The following is a 23,206-nucleotide window of genomic DNA, read 5'->3' as shown; positions in this document are numbered from 1 at the left end:
ATAAAGCTGCTAGTTCATACTAGCGGCTTTTTTGCTCACGCCTGTTAATTCAAAATTAAACATATTTATTAAAGTAACAATGCGCTAAGAACTCTATAAACATTAATAATTTGTATTTGCCACCTCGTTCTGTTCCATGGTCGCCAAGGTGGATGACGTGATCGAAAACAGTTGAAAGCTTCATTTCTGGATTATGAGTTAACAGCACAGTAGTAGCTTTTGACCTGGTTATTTTCAAAGTTAAATCTTTTTGCATAACATAGGATCCTTCAAGTGATATGAAAATAGCTAAGTCATTTTCTTTAAGGTTATCAGCAGCAATTAATTGATTATTAAGTTGAGGATAGTATTCAACAAACTTTCCAGCAGTCAATAACATATGCTGTAGGATTTCAGCCATATTTCCTGGTATCAATGTTGCATAAAGATGAACATTTGAAGCATCATGAATTAATTCAGATAAATTCTCAAATTCTTTTAAATCCAGTTTTTCTGCATAAGCTGCTAAGTCAGTCACTGAATTTTGAAATTCTGAAAGGATATTTTTTTGTAAAGGACTTACTTGTTTATTAGTAATTGCATCTAAATCAATTTTCATTTCGTCAAGTTCGATATAGGTTAACTGATAATCTTTTTTTAAATCATTAAATCCAGCATATCCTAAGTTTTGAGAAAATCGAGTGACGCTTGCTTTCGATATATGACACTCACTAGCAATATCATTTATTGAAAGATTTTCTTTATATAAATGTTTTAATAAATAACGTGCAATGACGATATCAATTTCTGTATATGTTGGAGATTGATTGATGATGTTTTGAAGCGTTAATACTAACCCGGCGCTCATATAACCACTACTTTCTCGTGAAATAATGCAATATTATTTCTACCCTTTTTCTTATTATACCAATTAGTTTTATAAATCCATAATGGTCATAATTTCAATTCTTAAAACTAGTTTCAAAAGATGAAACCGTTCTCTTAACGAGAGCCCATCTGGCTTAGTGTTGTTGCTATACTTGGACTATCAAATAGGAAAGGGATGAGAGCAAATGACATTTAGGGAAAATTTTTATTGGGGAAATTCAGTTTCAAGTATGCAAACAGAAGGAGCTTGGGATGCAGAGGGAAAAGGTAAATCAGTATACGATATTAAAGAAGCGACTGAATTTTCTTCTGACTGGAAAGTTGCAACTGACTCTTATCATAGATATGAAGAAGACTTTGACTATATGCAAGACCTTGGAATGAATATGTATCGTTTCCAAATTTCGTGGAGCAGAGTAAATCCTACTGGAGATGGAGCGTTTAATGAAGCTGGGATTGAATTTTACGATCGATTCATTGACTCCTTGATTTCTAGAGGGATTGAACCAATGATTTGTTTATATCATTTTGATATGCCTTTGCATTTAGCAGAAAAGTACAATGGGTTTTTATCGAAAGAAGTTGTTAGCGCTTTTAGTCGATATGGAATTGAAATGATTAAGAGATTCGGCCATAAAGTGAAGCATTGGATTACGTTTAACGAACAAAATGCATTCTGTTTAATACCTGAAGTTTTTGAATCTTCTGGATATATGACAGGGGGAAAAAGTATAAACGAAGCCTATCAGATCCAACACAATATTATGATGGCACACACCTATGTGGCGAATTATATACATGAGAATACCGACTGCCAAATAAGTGGGATGCTTGCTTATCAGGAAATATATCCGGCAACTTGTCATCCAAAAGATGTGTTTAGAGCAAGAGAATTTGATGAGCAGATTAACAATAATTTATTAGAAGCATTTGTACATGGTCGCTATTTGGATTCATTTTGGTCACTGCTTAAAGAACATAATATTGAATTGAAAATCGAAGAAGAAGAATTAAATGAGCTCAGTAAATTAACAAGTGACTATTTAACGTTTAGTTATTATGCAACTAACGTTATTGATCATAAGAAAATTCCAAAAGGAACATTCCCTGCTGAATATTTAGAATTTGGAAAAGTTGATAATCCATATATAGATTCCACTGAATGGAATTGGCAAATTGATCCACTAGGTTTTAGAAATATATTAAATAAATTATATGCTAGATATCATTTACCAGTTTTCCCGATTGAAAACGGAATTGGAGTTATTGAAGAATGGGATGGAAAAAACTCAATAGAAGATGATTATCGTATTGAATATCATAGAGATCATATACAAGAAATGAAAAATGCAGTAGAAAAAGATGGTGTAGATGTAATGGGATATCTTGGATGGGGTCTTATTGATATTCTTAGTTCAAAAGGAGATATGCGCAAAAGATATGGTGTTGTGTATGTAAATAGGGAAAATCATGATTTAAAAGACTTAGCGCGTGTTCCGAAAAAAAGTTATCAATGGTTAAAAAGAGTCATTCGTACAAATGGAGAAAATTTGTCTAGCATGGTAAGCAGAGAGGAATGATCATATGTCAGATAAAAATGAAAGAATGATGAATAAGTTTGTTGAAATTGCAACTAAAATAGGAAATCAAGTTCATTTAAGATCTTTGCGGGATGCTTTTGCAACGATCATTCCGTTGTTTGTTTTAGCTGGATTAGCAGTTCTAATTAATTCTGTTGTTTTTCCATGGATTTTTTCTGATCAAATGCTGGAAACAGCAGAACAGTTTGGAACAAGTATCATTCGAGGAACGTTGAATAGTGCTGGTTTGCTGTTATGTCCTGCTATAGCTTATTTTCTATCAAAAAACAAAGGGTTTAGTAATCCTATTTCAGCAGCAATTATTGCCATAGCAACATATATCACAATGATGCCACTACAACTGATGACCACTACTACCACAGGTGAAGAAGTTCTAGTAGATAATGTACTAAGTTTTGCTAATTTAGGAACTGGAACAATGTTTGCCGGTATTGTTATTGGTTTAGTAGCTACTGAATTATTGATTGCGCTTAATAAATTTGATATTTTAAAAATTAATCTAGGAGAAAAAGTTCCACCAGCAGTTTCGAGATCTTTTAATGTTATGATTCCTGCTATCATAACGGTATCATTATTCTCTGGATTATCTTTGCTATTGATGGTTACATTGGGAACTGATTTAATTTCTTTAATTGTAACGGTTATACAAGAACCTTTAAGAGCAGTTGGAACAAGTCTAGTGGGTTATTTGTTCCTTTATAGCTTAGGAAACTTATTCTTTGGATTAGGCATTCATCAATCTGTAATCAATGGGCCATTTACAGAACCGTTCATGACACAAAATATTAATGAAAATTCAGTAGCTTTTGCCGAGGGTGCAGATATACCGCATATTTTAACAATCAGCTTTCAAACTGCATTTGCTCAAATGGGCGGAACAGGCGCAACTATTTCCTTAATTATTGCAATCCTCATATTTTCAAAAGTAAAAGCTTATAGACAAATTGCAAATTTATCAGCAGCACCAGGTATTTTCGAAATCAATGAACCTTTAATATTTGGTATGCCGATTGTATTCAATTTACCAATGATTATTCCATTTGTTTTGCTTCCAATTATTCAAACCATTATAGCTTATCTGGCTACTGCAGCTGGTTTGGTAAGTAAAACAGTTGTGTATATACCTTGGGTGACTCCGCCTGTTATAAGCGGATGGCTGGCAACGGGAGGAGATTGGAGAGCATCGGTACTCCAAATTATTCTAATAGCACTGGGAGTCATAATTTATCTTCCATTCTTGAAAATCAGCGAACGAGTATTAATGAGACAGGCAGAACTGGAACAAGATATGTAATTGAATTATGATTTAAGAAGAAAAACAATGAGTGTATTTATAATATTTAAAAATGAACTAGAACGAAATAGCCAACTCGTGTCTGTTGTTTTTGTTGAATCGTTATGTCAATAAAAAAAGAATGTCGCTTTATAAAATTTTAAATGAATTGTAAGTAAATAGAAAATAATCAAATGATAGAGGCTGGGACAAAACCAGCCAGAAAAGAAAATACCGTCCAGTCAAGCTAACTGAGCCTTGACTGGGCGGTATTTAAAATTATTTGTACACAAAATTTTGGGTATTAAATATTTATATGCTAACTTTATCTTTATGGATATGTGGATCACTCTATTGTCAATACATTACTTAGATTCAACCTTCTTCAATAATTTCGTTAAAGGATAAACACCCATACTTTGAAGGACGAATGAGATTAGAATAGCCGCAAAGGCAATAGAGATGACCAGATTTTGATTGCCTACTGAACTATTTACCGTCCATAGTAGTAAGACGATCGACATGGATCCTTTAATGCCTGCCCATGATAAGAGCAAGAAATTTAAAAGAATGTTTCGAAATAATATTTTTCTCCAATTTGGGAAAATGGACATAAGAGAAAAGACGATAATTGTTCTTGCAAGTAAAGATAACAAAAAAATCAAGAAGGCTAATGGCCATTGACTAAAATTCAAATAAGATGTGGCCTGTATACCAATGAGCAGAAAAAGTATTGAAGTTAGAATCGGATTGAGTATATTCCAGAATATATTTAAATGATTTCTGGTTTTCTTTTCTTCTTCTGTCTCCTTTTTGGCAAAGGCAAAGGAAAGCATGATTCCGGACACAACTGTGGCCAAAACACCAGAAAATCCAAATTGTTCAGCAAGTAGGAAGCTTCCATATGCTGTTAACACACTTAACATTACCAGATAATCTGGGTGAGAAGTGAAACGTAGAAGTTTGCTGAGAAGCCAGCCAGTGAGTAACCCTACAACAACCCCACCTGAAGAAACGATTAAGAATTCCTGTAGAAAATAAAGAATTGAAAATCCGCCATCGGTTTCGACCATTGATAATACTATTGTAAACATGACAATGCTCGTTCCGTCATTTAACATGGATTCCCCTTCAACGATATCTGCAATTTCATCCACACCATTGCTTTTCTTTAGAATATTGACTACTGAAACAGGATCTGTAGGTACTAATATAGCTGCCAGTAATAATGATATATTCCACGTTAAAGGATGAATCAATGCAGCGGTATAGTAAATTCCTATTCCCAAAAGAAATACTGTACTTAGCATACCAATTGTAGCCAGTGTGATAATGACTGGTGCGTTACTTTTGAATGCCTTAGCTGAAAACTGATAAGCCGAGACAAACAGTAAACCTGGGATAAATACTTCGTATAAGACATCGCTTGCCACAGAAAAATCTGAAAATATAGGGATAAACGACAGTCCTATACCAATAAGTGCTAGAACAACAAGTACAGGAAAATACTTCTGCTTAATATCAAGCATACGAACTACAATACTCACTAGCAGAAGAATCATCAGCTGATGCAATATTGTCACATTAATACCCCTTTCTCTCTAAATATGAATTCTTTATTAAAATAGTATAACAAAGAAAAGGATAGGAGTTAAAAATGTAGCTTATTGCAATTATTTAATTTCTACTTTCAGACTAGACACTTCTAAGAAAAGTTACTACGATCCCATTATAAAACCATTTCGATAACTATTCAGAGAAAGTATATTCATAATTAAATAACCAAGAAAACTTTAAACGAATAATAATAAATATGAATTATTCTCAGAAAAAAAGAAATTTGTATATTGATTATACCGCTATTTAATCAGAGACCCAGACTATTATCAGAGGTGAACGCGATATGTGTAGAAAATTATAACTTTATTGACTCATTTGTACATGATTTCAGTTTGGGGACATGGTGTAGTGAATGGTGAGGATAAATATTCATTTACAAATATAGTAAGCGATTACAATGAATGACCTTTACGAAACGGAACTTGTTTATATATATTGTGGAATCGCTTTATTATATAGTTAAGATACAAAATAAAAGGAGGAATTAAAAGTGAAAAGAGCTTTAATTATTTGTGCAGGCGGAATGTCCTCGTCACTTATTGCAAAGAAAACAACGGATTATCTTCAAGGAAAAGGAAAAGATATAGAGCTTGATGCTACGAGTCAATCACAGGGAGCCAAAATGATTGAGAAAGATGAATTTGATTTATATTTAGTTAGTCCTCAGACAAAAATGTATTTTAGCAGTTTAGAGAAAGCAGCTAATAAGAAAGGAAAACCAATTGTTAACATTCCACCCCAAGCATATGTTCCAATTCCAATGGGGATTGAAAAAATGGCTAAATTAGTTGAAAATAATATCTAAAAAGGATCCGATGAATGTGTTAAATCATAAAGAGATTTTGATTTTAGAATATTTTTACAACAATCAGAATAAATATCTTACAAGCAAGAAAGTTGCAAAAAATCTCGGAGTTACAGAGAAAACTGCTCGTAAATATATTAATCAGCTTATACAGGCTATTGATGACGATCTAGCTTGTATTACCTCAACTCCTGGCCATGGATTTAAGATAGTTATTCGAGATGAAGAAAAATTTAGAATCTATTTCCAGAGTAACAAAAAAGAACAACTTGAAAAAAGTAACATAAGGCATATTGAAGACTCAAAAGATCGTCAATATTTTATTTTAAGAAAGATATTTTTTGATAATAAAGAAATATTCTTCGATAACGTCATGCTTGATTTAGCAGTATCACAGTCCACTCTGTTGAATGATATCCAGTCTATAAATAAAAAGTTAAAGCAGTATGATTTATCTTTAAGAACCAGCAAAATAAATGGATTGTCGGTCGAGGGGAATGAACGGGACAAAAGGCATTTTATAATGAATTATTTCTTTGTTGAAAGACTACAAAATAATTTAAAGAGTCTCGGTGAAATATCAAAATTGCTAACTGCTATTAGTCCAGAAGAAATATTACTTATTGTACTAGATGAATGCAGGAATGTGGGATTAAAATTGAACGATACTGTAATGTTAAACATCGTTACACATATATCTCTAGCTTTGAAAAGAGTGGAAGAAGGATATCAAATCAAATTTAATCAGTATTTTAATAAGGAGGACTATACACAGGAAGTTTTTACAGCTGAAAAAATTGTAAATCGTTTGAGGAAAAGTTCGGATATCCATTTGCCTGATGAAGAAATATATAACATAGCACTTCATTTGAAAAATAAAAGCTCCAAAAGTTCTTTTACGATTGTAGATGAGGAAACAAAATGTCTAAGAGAAGCAATAACTAAAGTACTTGAAGAAATAGAATGGGATTCTGGAGTTCTGCTTTCTAAAGACCCTATTTTGTTAAACGGTTTAATTGATCATTTTTCGCCATTTATTGACAGAATGAGAAATAATAATAAACTTTCGAATCCATTGCTTAAAGAAATTCTCTTCAATTATAAGTATGAGTTTGAATTAACTAAAAAATATTTTTCTAAAATGGAACAGTTAAAAAATTTTGGCGTTACAAATGATGAGTGGGCATATATCTCATTGCATATAATTGCTGCTCTAGAAAGAAAGATCAAAAGTGAAAAGAAGAATACATTAGTGATATGTGCTACTGGGTTAGGTAGTTCACAAATGCTAAAAGTTCGTCTAGAGAATGAATTAGGGTCAAAATTAAATATAGTAAAGGTAATCAGTTATTACGAAATTACAGATGAAGTATTGCAAGATATTGATTTAATTGTTTCTTCTATTGATCTCTCCAATGTTGTCTTTAATATTCCAGTAGTGAATGTCAGTGTCTTGCTAAATGAAGAAGATATTAAATTAATTAACCAATTTTTAGGTACTAGAGTAGCTTCGATTCAAAAGCCAAAAACAGACTATAAAATAAAAGAAAATCAAGTAACTCAATTGATTAATAAATATTTCCATCCTGATTTGTTTCTTCTTTCAAATACAATTGTAACTAAAAATGAAGCTTTAAATCTTCTGGCTGATAAAAGCATCCAATTAGATACTAGTATTATTAAACATTTTCTGATGAACCAATTAAAGTTAAGAGAAAATTTCAGTAGTGTTGTGTTTTCAAAGCATATTGCTGTACCACATCCTATTGAAGGAGTTGGAAATATTCCAAGAGTTGGCATACTGATTACACCTAGAGGAATTGCTTGGGATGAGGCTAGTAAGGATATTAAATTAACTATACTGATGATTCCAGATAGATTTGGAAATAATCAAATAGATGAAGTAAGCAAAGCTCTTCTGCCAATCATTGAAAAAGATGAGTATCTTGATGAAATTGTAAAAGTAAACAATTATGAAGAATTCATAAATAAATTAACAAAATTATTAACGCGATGAAGGGGATAGGAAAATGGAGTCGGCTGAAATCCAAGAAATTGCATTTAAAATTATATTAGATAGTGGAAACGCACGAACACTTGTCCATGAAGGGTTTAAAGCGATGCGTGAAAATAAATTACAAGAAGCAGAAGAGAAGCTGGAAGAAGCAAATGATAGTTTAATAAAAGCTCATAATGTACAGACTAAATTGTTGCATGATTATGCTAATGGCACAGAAATTATTATGGACGTAATAATGGTTCATGCACAAGATCATCTAATGACTACAATGACTATAAGAGAGGTAGCAATAGAAATGCTTGTGATGTATCAGAAAATGGAGAAGGAGGAATAAAATGGATTTGAGGAGAAAAACTGCTTTGAAGAACATGCGGTATAATCGCTTCATATTTCTGAGGTATTCTTTAGCATTATTTTTCTTTACAAACTTAAATTGGTTGATACTTATGCTACCAAGCATAAATATTGCCATATTAGTACCTCTATCAATGATTATTAGTGCAATTTTTCCCATACAAGAGTTCTTGAAAGCATACAATAGTAATAAACATCAAATAATGCTTAAAAATACGAAAATATTCTTTTCTTTACAATTGCTTATAAATTTTTTGTTAATGGGATCCACAATAAATTCTCGTGTATTTAGTACTGTATATCCCTTTTTAAATTTCAATTCATATGGTATTACGGGCATATTAGGCGTTTTAATATTAGGATCAATAGTTAGTGCATTTTGTTTAAGAAAAATAAACGCTTTAAGATTTAATAAAGATAGTGGATATAAAACGTATGTCAATTTCAAAAATTCATTGAAGGTGAGTGAAACACATGGAAAATGAAAATAATAAATTTTTTGATTTGATGGAAAAGTATTTAATGGGCCCATTAGGAAAGATAGCTCAACTAAAAGTTGTAAGAGGTATAATGGGTGCTGGTATGGCTACTATTCCATTTACTATAGTAGGATCAATGTTCTTAGTATTTAATGTACTTCCTTTAACATTTCCATTTTTAGAAAATTTCTTTAACGATACATTTTTTAGGTTTAGTGATTTATATATGCTAGCTAATGCAACGACAATGGGATTACTTGCATTATATTTCAATGTAAGCCTTGGCTATGAATATGCTCAAATCATTTCCGAAGAAGATGAGTTAGAAATAAGCGGCTTAAACGGTGCATTACTGTCAATGTTTGCTTTCTTTATGACTATTCCAGAGTTACTATTCGACAACGGTGTAGTGAATCGTGTGACTGAGTTGACAGAAGAAGTAAATGTAGTAGGTGGCTGGCGGATAGGTGCTGATGGTGTTGAAAGATTAGGAACCACAGGAATATTTGTTGGGATTGTAATGGCAATTATTGCTGTCAATTTATATAAATTGTGTGTAGTTAAAAAATTGATTATTAAGCTTCCTGCTGAAGTGCCGGCTGGTGTTTCTAGAGCATTTACAGCGCTGATTCCAGCATTTTTAGTGGCTTTTGTTGTACTTATTATGAATGGTATTTTAGTAGTTTTCAATACTGATATTTTCCGTATGATTCAAGTTCCGTTTGGATTTGTAACTGAGTTGACAAACACATGGATTGGAGTCATGGTTATTTATTTCTTGGTCCATGCTTTATGGCTAGTCGGTATACATGGTGCAAACATTATATTTGCATTGATTACGCCTATTACACTAGCAAACTTAGCAGCTAATGCAGCAGGAGCAAATATTCCATTAGCAGGAGAATTTAATAACGCTTTTGTAACAGTGGGAGGATCTGGAGCAACTTTGCTTATGACTTTCTTTATAGCATTTTTAGCTAAATCAAAACAGTTACAAGCAATTGGCAAAGCTGCAATGGTACCTGCTTTATTTAACATTAATGAACCATTGATATTTGGTCTTCCGATAATTTATAATCCATTCTTAGCTATACCATTCTTTCTAGCTCCAATGGTAAGTGCTTCAATTGCGTATTTTGCTATTTCTTTTGAGATTATTAATCCAATAATAGCATTAATGCCTTGGCCTTCTCCAGTTGGTATAGGGGCTTTCATTGGTACTGGCGGGGACTGGTTAGCTGCGATTGTTGCTTTAGTTGCAGCAGCATCAGCTTTCTTAATTTATTATCCATTTATTAAAATTTATGATAAAAAATTAGTTAGACAAGAACAAGGTGAAGCATTGCAAGAGCAAGTTTAAATTCTGCAATTCTTGTTTGAGTAAATCTATACTGTAATAAAATACGTTCCTTTAAATCCCTTCAGTAAAGCGGTGATTTAGGAACGTATTTTTTATACAAAATACGTTCCTAAATATTGTTGCTGAATAAATAACATAAATCTTATTTTAAATTTTTATATGGGAGTTATTACATATCGATTCAAGAGAATACTCAAAGCAAAGTAAGTTTTAAAAATCTTATGGATTGTTTCATGATGTTTAGGAACACATTAATAGACTACTAATGGGATCTATTGTCTAAACTCCAACAGCTTCAACAACAGATCTTCAGGTCCAAGTAATAAACTTACAATACACAGTATATGCATACGATTAAAACAACAAATTTATTAAAGGAGGCACATACAAAAATCCATCTTGAAGCATCGAAATAGATAGTTGGAGCTCTATAAAACTATTAAAACATCAAGACACTAGAAAGCATAAAAATTCGGTGATTCAAATCAATATCCATATGGAAATCGGGAGAGATCGTAGTAGCACAACACGGAACCTATCGGTAAATGAATATTCTCTTGAGACATATAATCTTAAATAAGTTGATAACATGGTGCAACGACTACAGATTAGCCTAGAACCAAAACTAATACAAGAATTAATTTAGAATAATGTAAAACATAGTGATCCAAAGCTGATATTGACAACTATTTTCAACAAATTTCTGGAAAATTTTAAAAACGAGAAATTATCTCAAAAAATTGTTTTTAAGTTTTTAGAAGAGTATAATTATGATAGATTAATCGGGAGGTGTTTGCGTGTTACACCAATTTACGTTTAAAAATTTCAAATCGTTTAAAGAAGAAGTTACTTTAGATTTGACGGCAACTGCTATAAAAGAACATAAGGAAGATATTTTTACAGATATTTTTGATGAGAAGGTTTTAACTGTTGCAGCAATATATGGAGCAAATGCTTCAGGAAAAAGTAATGTCTTGGAAGCATTCCAATATATGAGAATGGTTGTTTTGCATTCTTTTGGAAAAAACGAATTACTGTCAGAACATGCATTTAATAATGTTTCACATTGGTTTGATAGAGAACAGCCGACTGAATTTGAAGTGATTTTTTCTCATAGAGGCTCAATTTATCAGTACGGATTTTGTATCTTACAGTCTAAAGTTATTGAAGAATATTTATATAAAAGAGATGAATCAGTAAAAAAAGAAAAGTTTGAATTGCAGTTTGAGCGATTTCCAGAAAAAATTTCGTTCATTTCTGAATCTTTATCTGAGCTTTCTTCACCGTTTACAGAATTATTTGATGAACAGACGCTTGTACTTTCTATATTATCTAGTTTAAAAATTGAATTGGCTCGAGATGTTTTTGATTGGTTTAGACAATCTAGTGTAATAGATTATGGTAATCCGTTCTTCGAATTTTATCAAAATCGAACTTTTGGTCAAGCATCGAAAATTAATCGAGGACATTGGTTATTAAAGGCGGTAGAAGATTCTGAATCTAAAAGAAAATTAGAACAATTTATTAAGGCAATTGATGTAGGGATTGAACGTTTTGAAATTGTAGAAACGGAATTGTCTAATGATATAGAGGATGAAGAAACGCAGAATAAACGTGTGGTCACTGTTCATAATGACCCGCAAACAGGTGATGAAATTAGAACAACCATTTCGAATGAATCAAGTGGGACTCAAAAAATGCTGCTGCTGTATAATTATCTTGATGAGGCATTAGAAAATGGATATACGTTATTTATCGATGAATTAGATGCAAAGCTCCATCATTTGATTGTACGGTTTATTCTAATCATGTTTCATGATCCAACAAGAAATATAAAAGGGGCTCAACTCATCTTTACCACCCATGATGTATATTCGTTGGATAGTGAAAATTTTAGAAGAGATGAAATCTGGTTCGTAGACAAAGCGGATAATAGTGTTTCTGATTTATATTCTTTATATGAATATAAAGATGAATACAAACGTAAAATTCGTAAAGATGCTAGTTATGCGAAAGACTATATTGCAGGTCGCTACGATTCCATTCCAAGAATTTACCGTGATTGGGAGGAATTAGATGGGGAAAAATAGAAGAGAAGGTAAAAAGAAAAGAAGGTAAAAAGAAAAGAAGGTAAAAAGAAAAGAAGGCAAAAACGAACACCAAGTGCTGAGTACTTTTTAATCGCATCAGAAGGTAAAGAAACTGAAAAGAATTATTTTACTTATCTTAAAAATAAAATTGTAGAAGAAAAACCTTGTCCAATGACAAAATTGACCTTCCGCTTTTTCAAATCGAAGGGGTTGGGATGATTGGTGAAAGATTAATTGATGAAGCAGAAAAATATTTTAGAAGAACGCCAAGACAGTATAAATACAAATGGCTCGTGTTTGATAAAGATGACCTTTCTTCAAATGATTTTCATCGATTGATAGAAATGGCTGAATCTAGAGGTTTTAGAGTGGCGTGGTCTAATGAATGCTTTGAATTATGGCTGGTTTTGCATTTTGAATTTTTAAATACTGGTGTAACTCGGGATCAATATATTACTAAATTAGATAAGCATCTACAAGACAGAGGATTAGCAACAGGTTATAAAAAAAGCGACCATGCAGTTTTTGATTTCACTTTTGAATTAACAGAAGTTACTTTAAAAAATGCTGAAAACTTAAATAAGCAACAGGGTACAGAAGGAAACCATACCCCAAGTAGTTAGAATCCATGTACACGTGTCAATTTACTTGTTGAAGAATTATTTCAGTTAGGTTCATAAATACGTAGTTAGGCAATTAGGACAATTATGTTTTGATTGCCTAACTATTGATAACTGAAGTAAACGTATTCATTATATTTTACACCTTGGCAATCCACTATATCATACAGCAGATAGCTGCAATAATTTTGTTTATCCTCTCAATAAACTATGATAAACTTAACGAAACACCTGTTTAAGGAAGTGACACAATGGTCTTGCGAAAAGTTAAAGAAGCGAGTTATTTAACGGCGGAGAATTACTTTCGGTATCGAGCAATTTTGCGTTTTTTTTATACTCAGCATGAGCGAATGCGGGAATTTATTTTTCCTGGAGAAGTATTTTTATCATTAAAAGAAGTTGAAGGGTTTTCAGAATATACAGAAGATCAATTGCAGCTAGATTTGAATCAATTAGTCGAATGGGGGAATTTATCCCCTAAGCAGGAAATTGGTAGTGCTCGTACCATTGATGAATACAAGAAAAAGCGATTTCGTTATCAGCCAACGCCGTATACGATTGAGTTTGAGCGATTGTTGATGGAGATGGAAAATAAAGAAGAATCGTTTGGTGGAGCACTTGAACGAACGCAGTTTGAGCGGTTATATCGGTTGATTCAAGATGTTGAAGAAGTGGTGTTTGGACAAACTAAGAAGCAGGATGAAGAAGTAAATCAATTATGGGAAGATGTGCAAACGTATTTCAAACAGATTGTGCAGAATACTTCTGACTATATTGCCTACATAAATAGTGAAGCGGTTGAAGAAAGAATGCAGACTGAAGCGTTTTTGCTATATAAGGATCAGTTCACAAAATATTTAAGAGAATTTATTCGTGCTATGCAGTCGACTTCTGAACAAATCAAGTCCGTTCTAGCTGAGCTGCCAGAAGATAAGCTGTACCCTTTTTTTGAACAAGTATGCAGACATAAAGCACAAGCTCGTTTGGAAGAAGTGGATGTAACCAATGAGAGAAGACCGCTTGAAGAATATACTGGCCGCTGGCAATCAATGCAGCAGTGGTTTCGCGGAACGCAGTCATATGGTAAGAGCGAGGCTGAAATGCTCCTGGACCGAACGTCTGAGTCGATTCGGAAGATTACTCAAGTTGTTCAAAGAATGGGAGAACGTCATCAGAATTTCAGAAGCCGCCGTGAAGAATATTTATATCTAGCCAATTGGTTTACCCAATTAGAGAATATAGAAGAGGCTCATAAGTTGTTTGCGACTGCTTTTGGAGTGGAACATACGAGACATTATTATCTCCAGAATACTCGTTCAGAAAATCTTTATGAAGAGGAGTGGTCGCATACGCCTCAGATCCATATTACCAAACCCGGTGTCAGACAATATCGCGAAAAGACAAAATCTGGAGCGGTTGTGGATCAGACGCTGAAGAGAAAAGCGGCACGCGAAGAATATCTGAAGCAAAAAGCTGATGAGCGAAAAGCGATTGAACAGTATATTGTCAATGAGTCTATTGAATTAGAACAGTTAGAAAAAGTGGAGCCTTCCGTGCGGCACATTTTTCTGTCTTGGATCGGAAAAGCAATGGGACAAAAAGATCGTACGGTTCAAACGGATCTTGGAATTCGCGTGAAAGTTTTGCTAAAGGATGAAAGAATAATATTGAGATCGGATGATGGCGACTTAGAGATGCCAAATGTTACATTCAAAATAGTGGAAGAGAAAGGAAAAAAGGGTCATGGTGCTTGAAATCGGATTTAATGCAGAGCAAGAAGAAGCACTCATGATACTTTTTGAGCAGTATTGGGTGTTGCGGAAGAAGGATCCTGAGTCTTATAGAGTGATTAGAGAAAATGAAAAAGCGCTGAAGCGCTATATCTCTGAAAAATTCGGCTATGCTTTTATCATACACAAAGATTTTATCAAATTGGAGAAAGTTCCAGTTGAGCCGAAGACTTGGATGGGGTTACAGGATTTTCAAGAGCCTAGAGATTATGCGTTGTTTTGCTGCGGTCTGGCTTACATGGAGAATCGATCGATCGAGGATCAGTTTTTGCTTTCCGAATTGACTGAAGCGTTAACGGAATTGTTTCCCGGGCTGTTTTCATTAGATTGGACAAATTATCAGCATCGCCTATCACTTGTTCGTGTAATCAAAAAACTAGTTGAACTGGATCTACTTCAAGAAATCGATAGCGACACTGGTGGTGTGGAAGGATTTGCCCGCACGGATAATCAGGAAGTCTTATTTCAGTCGACGATCTACTCGCGGTACTTTATGCGGACGCATGCAAGGTCTTTAAAAGAAACACAGTCTATTGAGGAGATTTTGAAAATGGATTGGGAACGAGATCAAGAAGACCAGCGAAGAAAACGGGTCTATAGACAATTGCTTTTAGAACCAGTGCTGTACCGTGAAAGTGAAGAGGATTTACTATTTGATTATATTCGGCGCTTTCGCAATCGAGTTAGAGAAGATATTGAAACACATACCCCATATGAACTGCAAATCACGAAAAATATGGCAATGCTGACACTGCCGGAACAGAAACAGCAGTTAGAAAGCTTCCCTGATCGTAAAGCGGTCTCTTCAGTTAGTCTGCATTTCCTTACGATGATTCAGGAAAAGCTGAATCATCGTGAGGTGGACCCTTTTGGTGAGATTCGGCTGACTCAAGCACAGTTTGAACAAATGATACAAGAGATGAGAAAAAAATATCAGCATGGCTGGAGCAGTGAATATCGGGAAAAAAGCACGCTCCAGAAAATAGCAGAAGATGTTTTCAGGCAACTAGACGAGTGGTCCTTTTTGAAAAAAGAAGAACAGACTGGACTGATTGTTTTAAGACCGGCAATGTCGCAAATGATTGGTCAATATCCAGCTGATTTTGCGAAATCAGTAGAGGAGGAATCGTAGTGCAGAATACTGCAGAACGCAATAAATGGAAAGTCAACCGAGCAGGATTGTTTAACTACTGGTATTACGAAGACCAGGCATTTGATTTTGCGGGTGGAAAATTATTACTGAGAGGAAATAATGGTGCAGGAAAATCGGTCACGATGCAAAGCTTTTTACCTGTACTTCTAGATGGATCCACTCGTCCTGAAAGGTTAGATCCTTTTAATTCTAAGGCGCGCAGAATGGAAGACTACCTATTAGGAGAAAAGGAAGTTTCTGGCCACGATGAACGCACAGGCTATTTGTATATGGAGTTCAAACGGGAGCAGACGGAACAATATATGACGATCGGAATTGGTCTGCAGGCTAAACGCGGAAGTCAACTAAAATTCTGGGGATTCATTTTGACGGATAATCGGCGTATAGGGCACGACTTCCCTCTTTATAAAATGGAAAACCATGACGGCGAACAGGTGAAAATTCCTTTGTCCAAAATTCAACTAAGGAACCAAGTAGCTAATGGTGGATATGTGGTGGATAAAAGAAAAGACTATGCCAGTCTAGTAAATGAATATATTTTTGGATATGAAACCATTGAACAGTATGAAGACTTAATCAAATTATTGATTCAGTTAAGAAGCCCCAAGCTTTCCAAAGATTACAAACCATCGGCGATTTATGAAATCTTAGAAGAGGCATTGCCGCCATTATCAGATGAAGATCTGCGTCATCTTTCAGACACCATCGAACAAATGGATCAGACCAAACAGCAACTCGACCAATTAGAACGCGAGTATACTGCGATCACAGATTTGAATAAAGTGTATACGGCTTATAATGAAAAAATCTTGTATGATCAAACAATGGGTTATCTGGAAGCTGAAAAAAGAAAACAAGACACTGAACAACGGTATCAAACAGCTGTCGATAAAGCGAAACATCACGAAGATTCGTTAGCATGTTTAGCTCAAACGATTAATCTTCAACATATCGACTTAGAAACAGCCAGAAAGACGCGTCAGCGATTAGAGCATCACGAAGTCTGGAATCTAGAAGAGGAAAGACAAGATAATGAGAAACGGCTTGAAGAAGAAGAGAACATTAAAGAACAAACCGAACAAAAGGTAGACAAAGTACGTAAAAAGATACATACAGAGCAATCTGGGTTAGATGATATGGAACTGAAAATCAACCAGCGTCAAGAAAGAATAGAGGACTTGTTAGAAGAATTAGAAGCCGATGCGCTTGAAGCCTCATTTATCGAAGCGGATCGGATGCATCAAGAGGATTTTCAAGAGAACAAGCAGAATCCCTTTTCTTTTAGTGCATGGAATCGTCAGGCTAGAAATCAGTTGAAGCATTTAGAAGAAATTAAAGAATCATTAAGAAAATTGGAAATGCTGCAAAAACAGTATCAAGAAAAAGATCAGGAACTGGGGCAGTACAAACAAACAATGGATGAACTGAGAAACAGTGAAAAAGACTGGGAGCAGTGGTTCAAAGAAGAAAAAAATCAGCAGTTGAACAAAATCCACGAATGGATAAAAACGGCCGATTATCTTATGGTTTCAGATGAGCAGATACAGGAAGCTTCTCGCGCATTGGACCGACTATATGAAGAAACTAGGTACGATCAGGTTCGGGAACCGATCCAAGCCGCATTGAATGCGTATAAGAGTGGAAAGCAGAAAAATCTGGCTGTTTTACGTGTTCATCAAGACAGAACAAATAAAATAATCGAAGAGCTTGAGCAGGAAGCAACGGAATGGAAAAACAAGAAAGATCCAGATCCCGATACTCACCCGAAAACCAAAGAAATGCGAGAGCAATGGAAGCAGCAAGGGATTCAAGCAGAACCTCTATATAATGTGGTAGAGTTCCGTGAAACGGTAGATGAAGAAACAAAAAAACGCATTGAAGCGGCATTGATTGAAACAGGTTTATTGGACGCTGTCGTTTCTGAAGAGGAAGTGATGGTTGAATATGACAGGATCCTGCGGCCAAACCCGCAGCTGATGGCGTATACCTTGTCGGAATTTCTGCAACCGGATGTAAGCGAAACTTCGGTAACGGCCGAATTCGTTGAACAGATCCTGCAAAGTATTTTGATTGATGAGTCAGATGAGCAGGTATTATCTATTTCTGAAAAAGGGCATTATTCTATTGGATTACTGAAGGGTCATGCTGTGCCTGTAGAAACGGTCCGCTTTATTGGAAAGAATGTGCGCAAGAGATACCGGGAAGAGCAGATTCGGTTATTAGAAGAACAGATCCAATCAGAAAAGCAAGAATTGGAAATAATCGAAACGGATGTAGAAAGAAACGAAAGCTCTATCCGGCAAGCTGACCATGACTTCAAGGAATTCCCAAATGATGAGAACTTATTTGGTCTTTACGACAAACTGGAAAAAGCTCGATTTAACATAAATCAACTGAATGACACGATCCAGAGACTATCTGAAGCAGTGAAAAGGATCGGAAAAGAAGTAAGAGAGCTTGAATTATCGATTAAAGCGCAAACAAAAGAAAATCGTCTGAATTTGACGGTTCAAGAATATGTGACAGCTGCTGATCATATGCACGAATACGAACGGATGCTTTCTGAATTAAAAAGAGAACAGGAACACTTTTTGAATGAAGAAGAGAGAAAGCAAGAGACGATCAATCGATTGGAAGACTTAGAAGAGGAGATCCTGGAGTTAAAAGGGGATTTCAATGTCGTTCAAGACAGAATCACACGTTTAGAAAAAAATATTGAGCAAATAGAACGGCAAATGGACCAAGCCGGGGTGAAAGACATACGAGATCAAATCCAATCTGTCATAGAAGAAATAGAGAAATTAACAGAAGAGATTGAGCGGAATAAAGTATCTCATACGGAACATAGAGTAGATCTGACTCATGTTGAAAAAGATATTGAAGATCTAGAAACAGAACGAACATTTTTTGCTCAATTAGTCAAGGCTTGGAGAAAGTCTTACGTTAATGAAATGAAAAGAGCATTGGTAACCTTTGATGACGACGAATCCACCGAAATGCTAGAGGCTTCTGAAGTTCTTAAAGCGTTGAGTGGTCGTGTTTCTACAAAAGAAACGGCACAACTAACAAGCCAATTATCTCGAGTACGGAATGATCGTCAAGATGACTTAATAGAGTATAGTCCGCTTCAGCGCAGTCTTTTTCAAGAAACAGAACATTGGATGCAAGAGGTAGAAGGTGGAGAGAAACAGTTATTGATCAATCAGTGGAAGCAAGCTGGTTCAAGAGAAATCATTGAATTAACTGCACAAGGGAAACGAGTCAGTCCTTACCTCGTAGGAGAAGATTTGAAACAAGAAAGAGAACGTCAGAGTGTGATGTTGGATGAACAAGATAAAAAACTATATGAAGAGATTTTGTTCCATTCTGTAGGAATGAAACTTCGTGCCCGCATCGATAGAGCCGAACGCTGGGTAGAAGAAATGAGGAAGCTGATGGAATCAAGGAATGATTCATCAGGCGTAGAATTCTCCATTCGCTGGAGACCTCGTACAGCTGAAACAGAAGAAGAAATGGACACCAAAGATTTGGTGGAGTTGCTGCGTCAAAATCCTAGAGCATTAAAAGATGAAGCAATAGATCAAGTGACCAAGCACTTCCGGACAAAAATCAACCGTGCAAAAGTTTTGATGAATGAGTCTACAGAAATGCAGACTCTTCTTCAAGTTTTAAAACAAGTGTTGGATTATCGTCGCTGGTTTTCCTTTGAATTGAGCGTGAAACGCACGGGAGATGAACGCAGAAAACCATTGACCAATACGCAATTCGACAAATTCAGTGGTGGAGAAAAGGCCAGAGCCATGTATATCCCACTATTTATTGCGACCTATTCTCGCTATCTGGAAGCGGGTGACGAGGCCCCTTATCTGATCTCTTTAGATGAGGCATTTGCAGGGGTAGATGAACGCAATATAGCAGATTTATTTGAAGTGGTTGAAGAATTAGGATTCAACTACATCATGAACTCGCAAGCGATCTGGGGAGACTATGAGACCGTTTCTAAATTAGCCATCAGTGAATTGTTCCGACCTCAAAATGCAGATCATGTAGTAGTCATTCGATATCTTTGGGACGGACAAAAGCGTGTAATGGTTAATGATGAAATAAGTGAAAGCTGACTTCGCACTAGATTTAAAAGTAAAGGTTGGTTATGTTATGAACGAAGCATTGAAAGAAGCCGTCGCTTTTTTTAAAGCGGAAGCTGTGTATGGGAAACTTTTTTCAGCTTTTGCAAAAAAATATCGGTCACTGGGAAGAATGAGTGGAAGTATTTCTCTTGAGAAGTACTCCATAGGAGAAATAGAAACCATTGCAAGATTTTTAGGGATGAGACAAGATCTGTTACTTGATCAGAATAAAGTATCCATTCAAGCATTTGAAAAACAGTTAGCCATTTATAGATTTGAAGGCGTCTCTTTGAAAGAGATAGTGGAAGCGTATTGTGGTATCCATTTAGTATCTAATAGGGAAAAACGTGAAGCAAAACTGATTGAAAAACACATTTTTTTCGAGAAACAGAAGGAGACTTTTCCAAATTTATCTTATTGGCTTCAATACATCCAAAGTCAACCAAAAGAGAATCGCTGGTTGCATCAACTCATCGATCAAGATAAATCCGAGTTTTCGGATTTGATAAGACGATTAAATCAACTTGTTGAAAATTTACCTAAAAAGCCGATTCGTTTACCGGTCTTTGCTCAGCAGCAGTTAGGCAATCCACATGCTTTAGATCGCAATCAATGGTTAAGTAGATTATTTCTGCATAAATTGTCATTCGATATGGCCAATATTGAAGAATCACCTGTGATAGAAGTGCCTAATAGTAGTGAAGAGTATAGCGAATTGCTGCTGACATTCAATTTATTGCGAGATGATATTACCAATGATATCACACTGGTCAATATTCTAGCTGATACGAAAGTTGAAAATAAACAGGCAGTGTGGCGTGCCGCTAGTCAAACACATACTGTAATGAACGTGCCGATACGTGAACTGCTTGCTGTAGAATCATTATATCCTTCAAACTCCAGTAAAAAAGTCCATATAGTAGAAAATTCGGGAGTTTTTTCAAGCATTATAGATGAAGTACCGCAAGTCCCTTTAATCTGCACTCATGGTCAGTTTACTTTAGCCACTTGGAAATGTTTGGATTTATTTGACGAATCGACTCATTTTTATTATGCCAGTGATATGGATCCGGAAGGAATAGGCATGGCGAATCGACTGATTGAAAGATACGGAAATCGAGTGATATTGTGGAAGATGGATGCTAAATCCTACGAAAAAGCTGTGTCTTCTGATAATGATTTAACGTTTCGTCGTATTCAACAGTTAAAAGGCTTAAAAAGCCCGATGCTGAAAGAATTGAAAATGAAAATGGTTGAATTAAAGTCCCCAGCTTATCAAGAAGCCTTGTTAGATGAAATGATTGAAGAGTTGGAAAATAATTACTGAGAAGCAATGTTTATTTGCCAATTTTGTCCAGATAAGAGGTTTGGATCATTAAATTGGGTTGAAAGACATAGAGACAGTCTTACAGGCTCTGCTAAACTAGTATTCGTAGGAACTGCAGATTATGGCAATAACAAATAAGATGTTTCAAGATCGTGCTCAAAAATATGAAAAAGATATAGGAATTTTAATCTCAAAGGAAATGATCGATGAATTGAAAATTATAGTCGAAACAAAGTTTTCTTTGTATATAGAAGGAGATAGGCTAGTGATTGAACCAAAACAGATGAACTTAATCATTAAAGAAATGGTAGATTTAATCACTGAAGAAAATAAACACAATCAATAGACTTTGGAAAGCCATTGGGTAGAGAAAATTTGTAAAGATGAGAGAACTGGGAACTAAACCTTATGTGCATTTCCACTTTCACTATTTTTAGTGTCATTTAGGAATATTTAGTTTTTTACTATAAAAATGTGAATGAACAATCAAACGAGCGAAAATGTTCCCAAATCGAGTAATATAAATAGACAAGCACTCAGTTTGAAAGACAAATGAATAAAAGGTTTTTAAAAGTAGCTTTGTGTATTGGTTTGGTAGTAGTTTTAGGTATTTATTTTTTAAGTAATAATTTTGCAAATGCTGGAGAATATGAGGCTTTAGATGGAATAGTTTCATAAAATTTCAAAAAAAGGTGTTGCTACAATCATAGGAACTTTATAATATGACGAATCACATTATGAAGTAGGACTGCCATACAAGATCTATACGCATTTAATTTTTATGATTGAAATACTGATTAAATTTATTGATTCTAACCCTTTATCTAATACTGATTTTCCATCCATATGTTCAACATCTCTCATATCAATTATTTCAATAGGCAGATTTTATTAGGGAATTTTTTCTAATGGTTCTTTTTAAATTCTAAATCTCGATGTAGTGTTGCAATTAACCTATTGCGTTATTAAATGTTATTTAGTATAATTAATGATAAGGAGTGATGTAAATGTTAACAACAAAATTGCGGAAACAAGGAAGTTCCGTCGTGGTTACTATACCTGCTTCTGAAGCGAAAAATTTAGACATGAATGTAGAATATATTGTAAGAACGGATAAGAATGGAAACATATCCTTAATTCCCAAACTAGATAACCCATTCAAAAAGGCGGAACCTGGAGAATATTATGAAAAAGATGTGTGGGCAGATATGAAACCGGCTGGAAAAGAGGTCTGGTAGATGTCAGTTGATAAGTATATTCCCCATAAAGGAGATATTATCTGGATTGACTTTGATCCATCGGCTGGAAAAGAAATTCAAAAAAGAAGACCTGGATTAGTGGTATCATCTTATGCATTTAATAAAAGCACTTATTTCGCAGTCGTCTGTCCTATTACTTCTACTTTGAAAAACTACTCAACTCGATTCAATTTGACGAGCACATCAAAAATTAAAGGACAGGTATTGATTTCTCAATTAAAATCACTTGATTATATGGAGAGAAATAGTGAGTTTGTTGAAAAAATATCTACAAATGAACTAGAACAAATCAACCAACTCGTATCTTTTGTTTTTGCTGAATAGTTAGGCCAAAGAAAAATGAATGCTGCTTTATAAATTATGAAATAAATCGCAAACAAATTTTAAACTTCGAATAAAATAATTAGATGAAACGACTGACTCTCATGTGAATCAGTCGTTTTTAAAATTTATCTATCAAA

Annotated in this window: 18 protein-coding genes; 16 read left to right on the top strand and 2 right to left on the bottom strand. The window is 34.6% G+C overall.

Features of this window, described 5'->3' with window-relative positions:
- Window positions 1–55: 55 nt before the first annotated feature.
- Window positions 56–847, bottom strand: a complete 792-nt coding sequence (locus BKP56_RS11330) for a MurR/RpiR family transcriptional regulator (RefSeq protein WP_072695178.1) — start codon at window positions 845–847, stop codon at window positions 56–58.
- Window positions 848–1,052: 205 nt separating this feature from the next.
- Between BKP56_RS11330 and BKP56_RS11325 the strand changes: the two genes are divergently transcribed.
- Window positions 1,053–2,447 (top strand): glycoside hydrolase family 1 protein, encoded by a 1,395-nt coding sequence (locus tag BKP56_RS11325; RefSeq protein WP_072695177.1) that lies wholly within the window; start codon window positions 1,053–1,055, stop codon window positions 2,445–2,447.
- 4 nt (window positions 2,448–2,451) lie between these two features.
- Window positions 2,452–3,762, top strand: a complete 1,311-nt coding sequence (locus tag BKP56_RS11320; protein WP_072695176.1) for a PTS sugar transporter subunit IIC — start codon at window positions 2,452–2,454, stop codon at window positions 3,760–3,762.
- A 344-nt stretch (window positions 3,763–4,106) separates the two neighbouring features.
- Here BKP56_RS11320 and BKP56_RS11315 read toward each other — a convergent pair whose 3' ends face one another.
- Entirely contained in the window at window positions 4,107–5,324 is a 1,218-nt protein-coding gene (locus BKP56_RS11315) for a cation:proton antiporter (RefSeq protein WP_198033946.1), read from the bottom strand.
- Between the two features lie 560 nt (window positions 5,325–5,884).
- Here BKP56_RS11315 and BKP56_RS11310 point away from each other — a divergent pair.
- From BKP56_RS11310 to BKP56_RS11245, 14 genes are all read left to right on the top strand, one after another.
- A complete protein-coding gene (locus BKP56_RS11310) occupies window positions 5,885–6,166 on the top strand; it encodes a PTS cellobiose transporter subunit IIB (RefSeq protein ID WP_232226970.1) in 282 nt (93 codons plus the stop codon).
- Window positions 6,167–6,182: 16 nt separating this feature from the next.
- Window positions 6,183–8,183: a BglG family transcription antiterminator gene (locus BKP56_RS11305; RefSeq protein ID WP_072695174.1), complete on the top strand. Its 2,001-nt coding sequence runs from the start codon at window positions 6,183–6,185 to the stop codon at window positions 8,181–8,183.
- 13 nt (window positions 8,184–8,196) lie between these two features.
- Window positions 8,197–8,520, top strand: a complete 324-nt coding sequence (locus tag BKP56_RS11300) for a PTS cellobiose transporter subunit IIA (RefSeq protein ID WP_072695173.1) — start codon at window positions 8,197–8,199, stop codon at window positions 8,518–8,520.
- 494 nt (window positions 8,521–9,014) lie between these two features.
- Entirely contained in the window at window positions 9,015–10,379 is a 1,365-nt protein-coding gene (gene celB, locus BKP56_RS11290) for a PTS cellobiose transporter subunit IIC (RefSeq protein WP_072695171.1), read from the top strand.
- Between the two features lie 797 nt (window positions 10,380–11,176).
- Window positions 11,177–12,469, top strand: a complete 1,293-nt coding sequence (locus BKP56_RS11285) for an AAA family ATPase (RefSeq protein ID WP_072695170.1) — start codon at window positions 11,177–11,179, stop codon at window positions 12,467–12,469.
- Between the two features lie 164 nt (window positions 12,470–12,633).
- On the top strand, window positions 12,634–13,092 hold the full coding sequence (locus tag BKP56_RS11280) for an RloB family protein (RefSeq protein WP_083540559.1): 459 nt from the start codon (window positions 12,634–12,636) through the stop codon (window positions 13,090–13,092).
- A gap of 248 nt (window positions 13,093–13,340) precedes the next feature.
- A complete protein-coding gene (locus BKP56_RS11275) occupies window positions 13,341–14,843 on the top strand; it encodes a TIGR02677 family protein (RefSeq protein ID WP_072695169.1) in 1,503 nt (500 codons plus the stop codon).
- Window positions 14,833–16,011 (top strand): TIGR02678 family protein, encoded by a 1,179-nt coding sequence (locus BKP56_RS11270; RefSeq protein WP_072695168.1) that lies wholly within the window; start codon window positions 14,833–14,835, stop codon window positions 16,009–16,011. Before BKP56_RS11275 ends, BKP56_RS11270 begins: the two co-directional genes overlap by 11 nt.
- The gene (locus BKP56_RS11265) at window positions 16,011–20,150 is read left to right on the top strand and encodes a TIGR02680 family protein (protein WP_072695167.1); all 4,140 of its coding nucleotides are present in this window, start codon (window positions 16,011–16,013) and stop codon (window positions 20,148–20,150) included. Before BKP56_RS11270 ends, BKP56_RS11265 begins: the two co-directional genes overlap by 1 nt.
- A gap of 37 nt (window positions 20,151–20,187) precedes the next feature.
- Complete coding sequence (locus BKP56_RS11260; protein ID WP_156849252.1) at window positions 20,188–21,486, top strand: TIGR02679 family protein; 1,299 nt, start codon at window positions 20,188–20,190, stop codon at window positions 21,484–21,486.
- Between the two features lie 121 nt (window positions 21,487–21,607).
- Window positions 21,608–21,832 carry a hypothetical protein gene (locus BKP56_RS11255; protein WP_072695165.1) on the top strand — a complete coding sequence of 75 codons (225 nt, stop codon included), beginning with the start codon at window positions 21,608–21,610 and terminating at the stop codon, window positions 21,830–21,832.
- 206 nt (window positions 21,833–22,038) lie between these two features.
- Window positions 22,039–22,164, top strand: coding sequence for a hypothetical protein (locus tag BKP56_RS14145; RefSeq protein ID WP_257786578.1), 126 nt, complete (start codon window positions 22,039–22,041; stop codon window positions 22,162–22,164).
- A gap of 329 nt (window positions 22,165–22,493) precedes the next feature.
- Window positions 22,494–22,724 carry a type II toxin-antitoxin system PemI/MazE family antitoxin gene (mazE, locus tag BKP56_RS11250; RefSeq protein WP_072695164.1) on the top strand — a complete coding sequence of 77 codons (231 nt, stop codon included), beginning with the start codon at window positions 22,494–22,496 and terminating at the stop codon, window positions 22,722–22,724.
- Window positions 22,725–23,069 (top strand): type II toxin-antitoxin system PemK/MazF family toxin, encoded by a 345-nt coding sequence (locus BKP56_RS11245; protein ID WP_072695163.1) that lies wholly within the window; start codon window positions 22,725–22,727, stop codon window positions 23,067–23,069.
- Window positions 23,070–23,206: the final 137 nt, after the last annotated feature.

This window comes from Marinilactibacillus sp. 15R (assembly GCF_001895285.1).
GTDB classification, from domain to species: domain Bacteria; phylum Bacillota; class Bacilli; order Lactobacillales; family Carnobacteriaceae_A; genus Marinilactibacillus; species Marinilactibacillus piezotolerans.
This window is presented reverse-complemented; position numbering and strand designations above follow the sequence as displayed.

Bases quoted from the DNA above. Each gene is read 5' to 3' on its own strand.
- BKP56_RS11330 (WP_072695178.1), bottom strand. From the start codon at position 847: ATGAGCGCCGGGTTAGTATTAACGCTTCAAAACATCATCAATCAATCT.
- BKP56_RS11325 (WP_072695177.1), top strand. From the start codon at position 1,053: ATGACATTTAGGGAAAATTTTTATTGGGGAAATTCAGTTTCAAGTATG.
- BKP56_RS11320 (WP_072695176.1), top strand. From the start codon at position 2,452: ATGTCAGATAAAAATGAAAGAATGATGAATAAGTTTGTTGAAATTGCA.
- BKP56_RS11310 (WP_232226970.1), top strand. From the start codon at position 5,885: ATGTCCTCGTCACTTATTGCAAAGAAAACAACGGATTATCTTCAAGGA.
- BKP56_RS11300 (WP_072695173.1), top strand. From the start codon at position 8,197: ATGGAGTCGGCTGAAATCCAAGAAATTGCATTTAAAATTATATTAGAT.
- celB (WP_072695171.1), top strand. From the start codon at position 9,015: ATGGAAAATGAAAATAATAAATTTTTTGATTTGATGGAAAAGTATTTA.
- BKP56_RS11275 (WP_072695169.1), top strand. From the start codon at position 13,341: ATGGTCTTGCGAAAAGTTAAAGAAGCGAGTTATTTAACGGCGGAGAAT.
- BKP56_RS11270 (WP_072695168.1), top strand. From the start codon at position 14,833: ATGGTGCTTGAAATCGGATTTAATGCAGAGCAAGAAGAAGCACTCATG.
- BKP56_RS11260 (WP_156849252.1), top strand. From the start codon at position 20,188: ATGAACGAAGCATTGAAAGAAGCCGTCGCTTTTTTTAAAGCGGAAGCT.
- BKP56_RS11255 (WP_072695165.1), top strand. From the start codon at position 21,608: ATGGCAATAACAAATAAGATGTTTCAAGATCGTGCTCAAAAATATGAA.
- BKP56_RS14145 (WP_257786578.1), top strand. From the start codon at position 22,039: ATGAATAAAAGGTTTTTAAAAGTAGCTTTGTGTATTGGTTTGGTAGTA.
- mazE (WP_072695164.1), top strand. From the start codon at position 22,494: ATGTTAACAACAAAATTGCGGAAACAAGGAAGTTCCGTCGTGGTTACT.
- BKP56_RS11245 (WP_072695163.1), top strand. From the start codon at position 22,725: ATGTCAGTTGATAAGTATATTCCCCATAAAGGAGATATTATCTGGATT.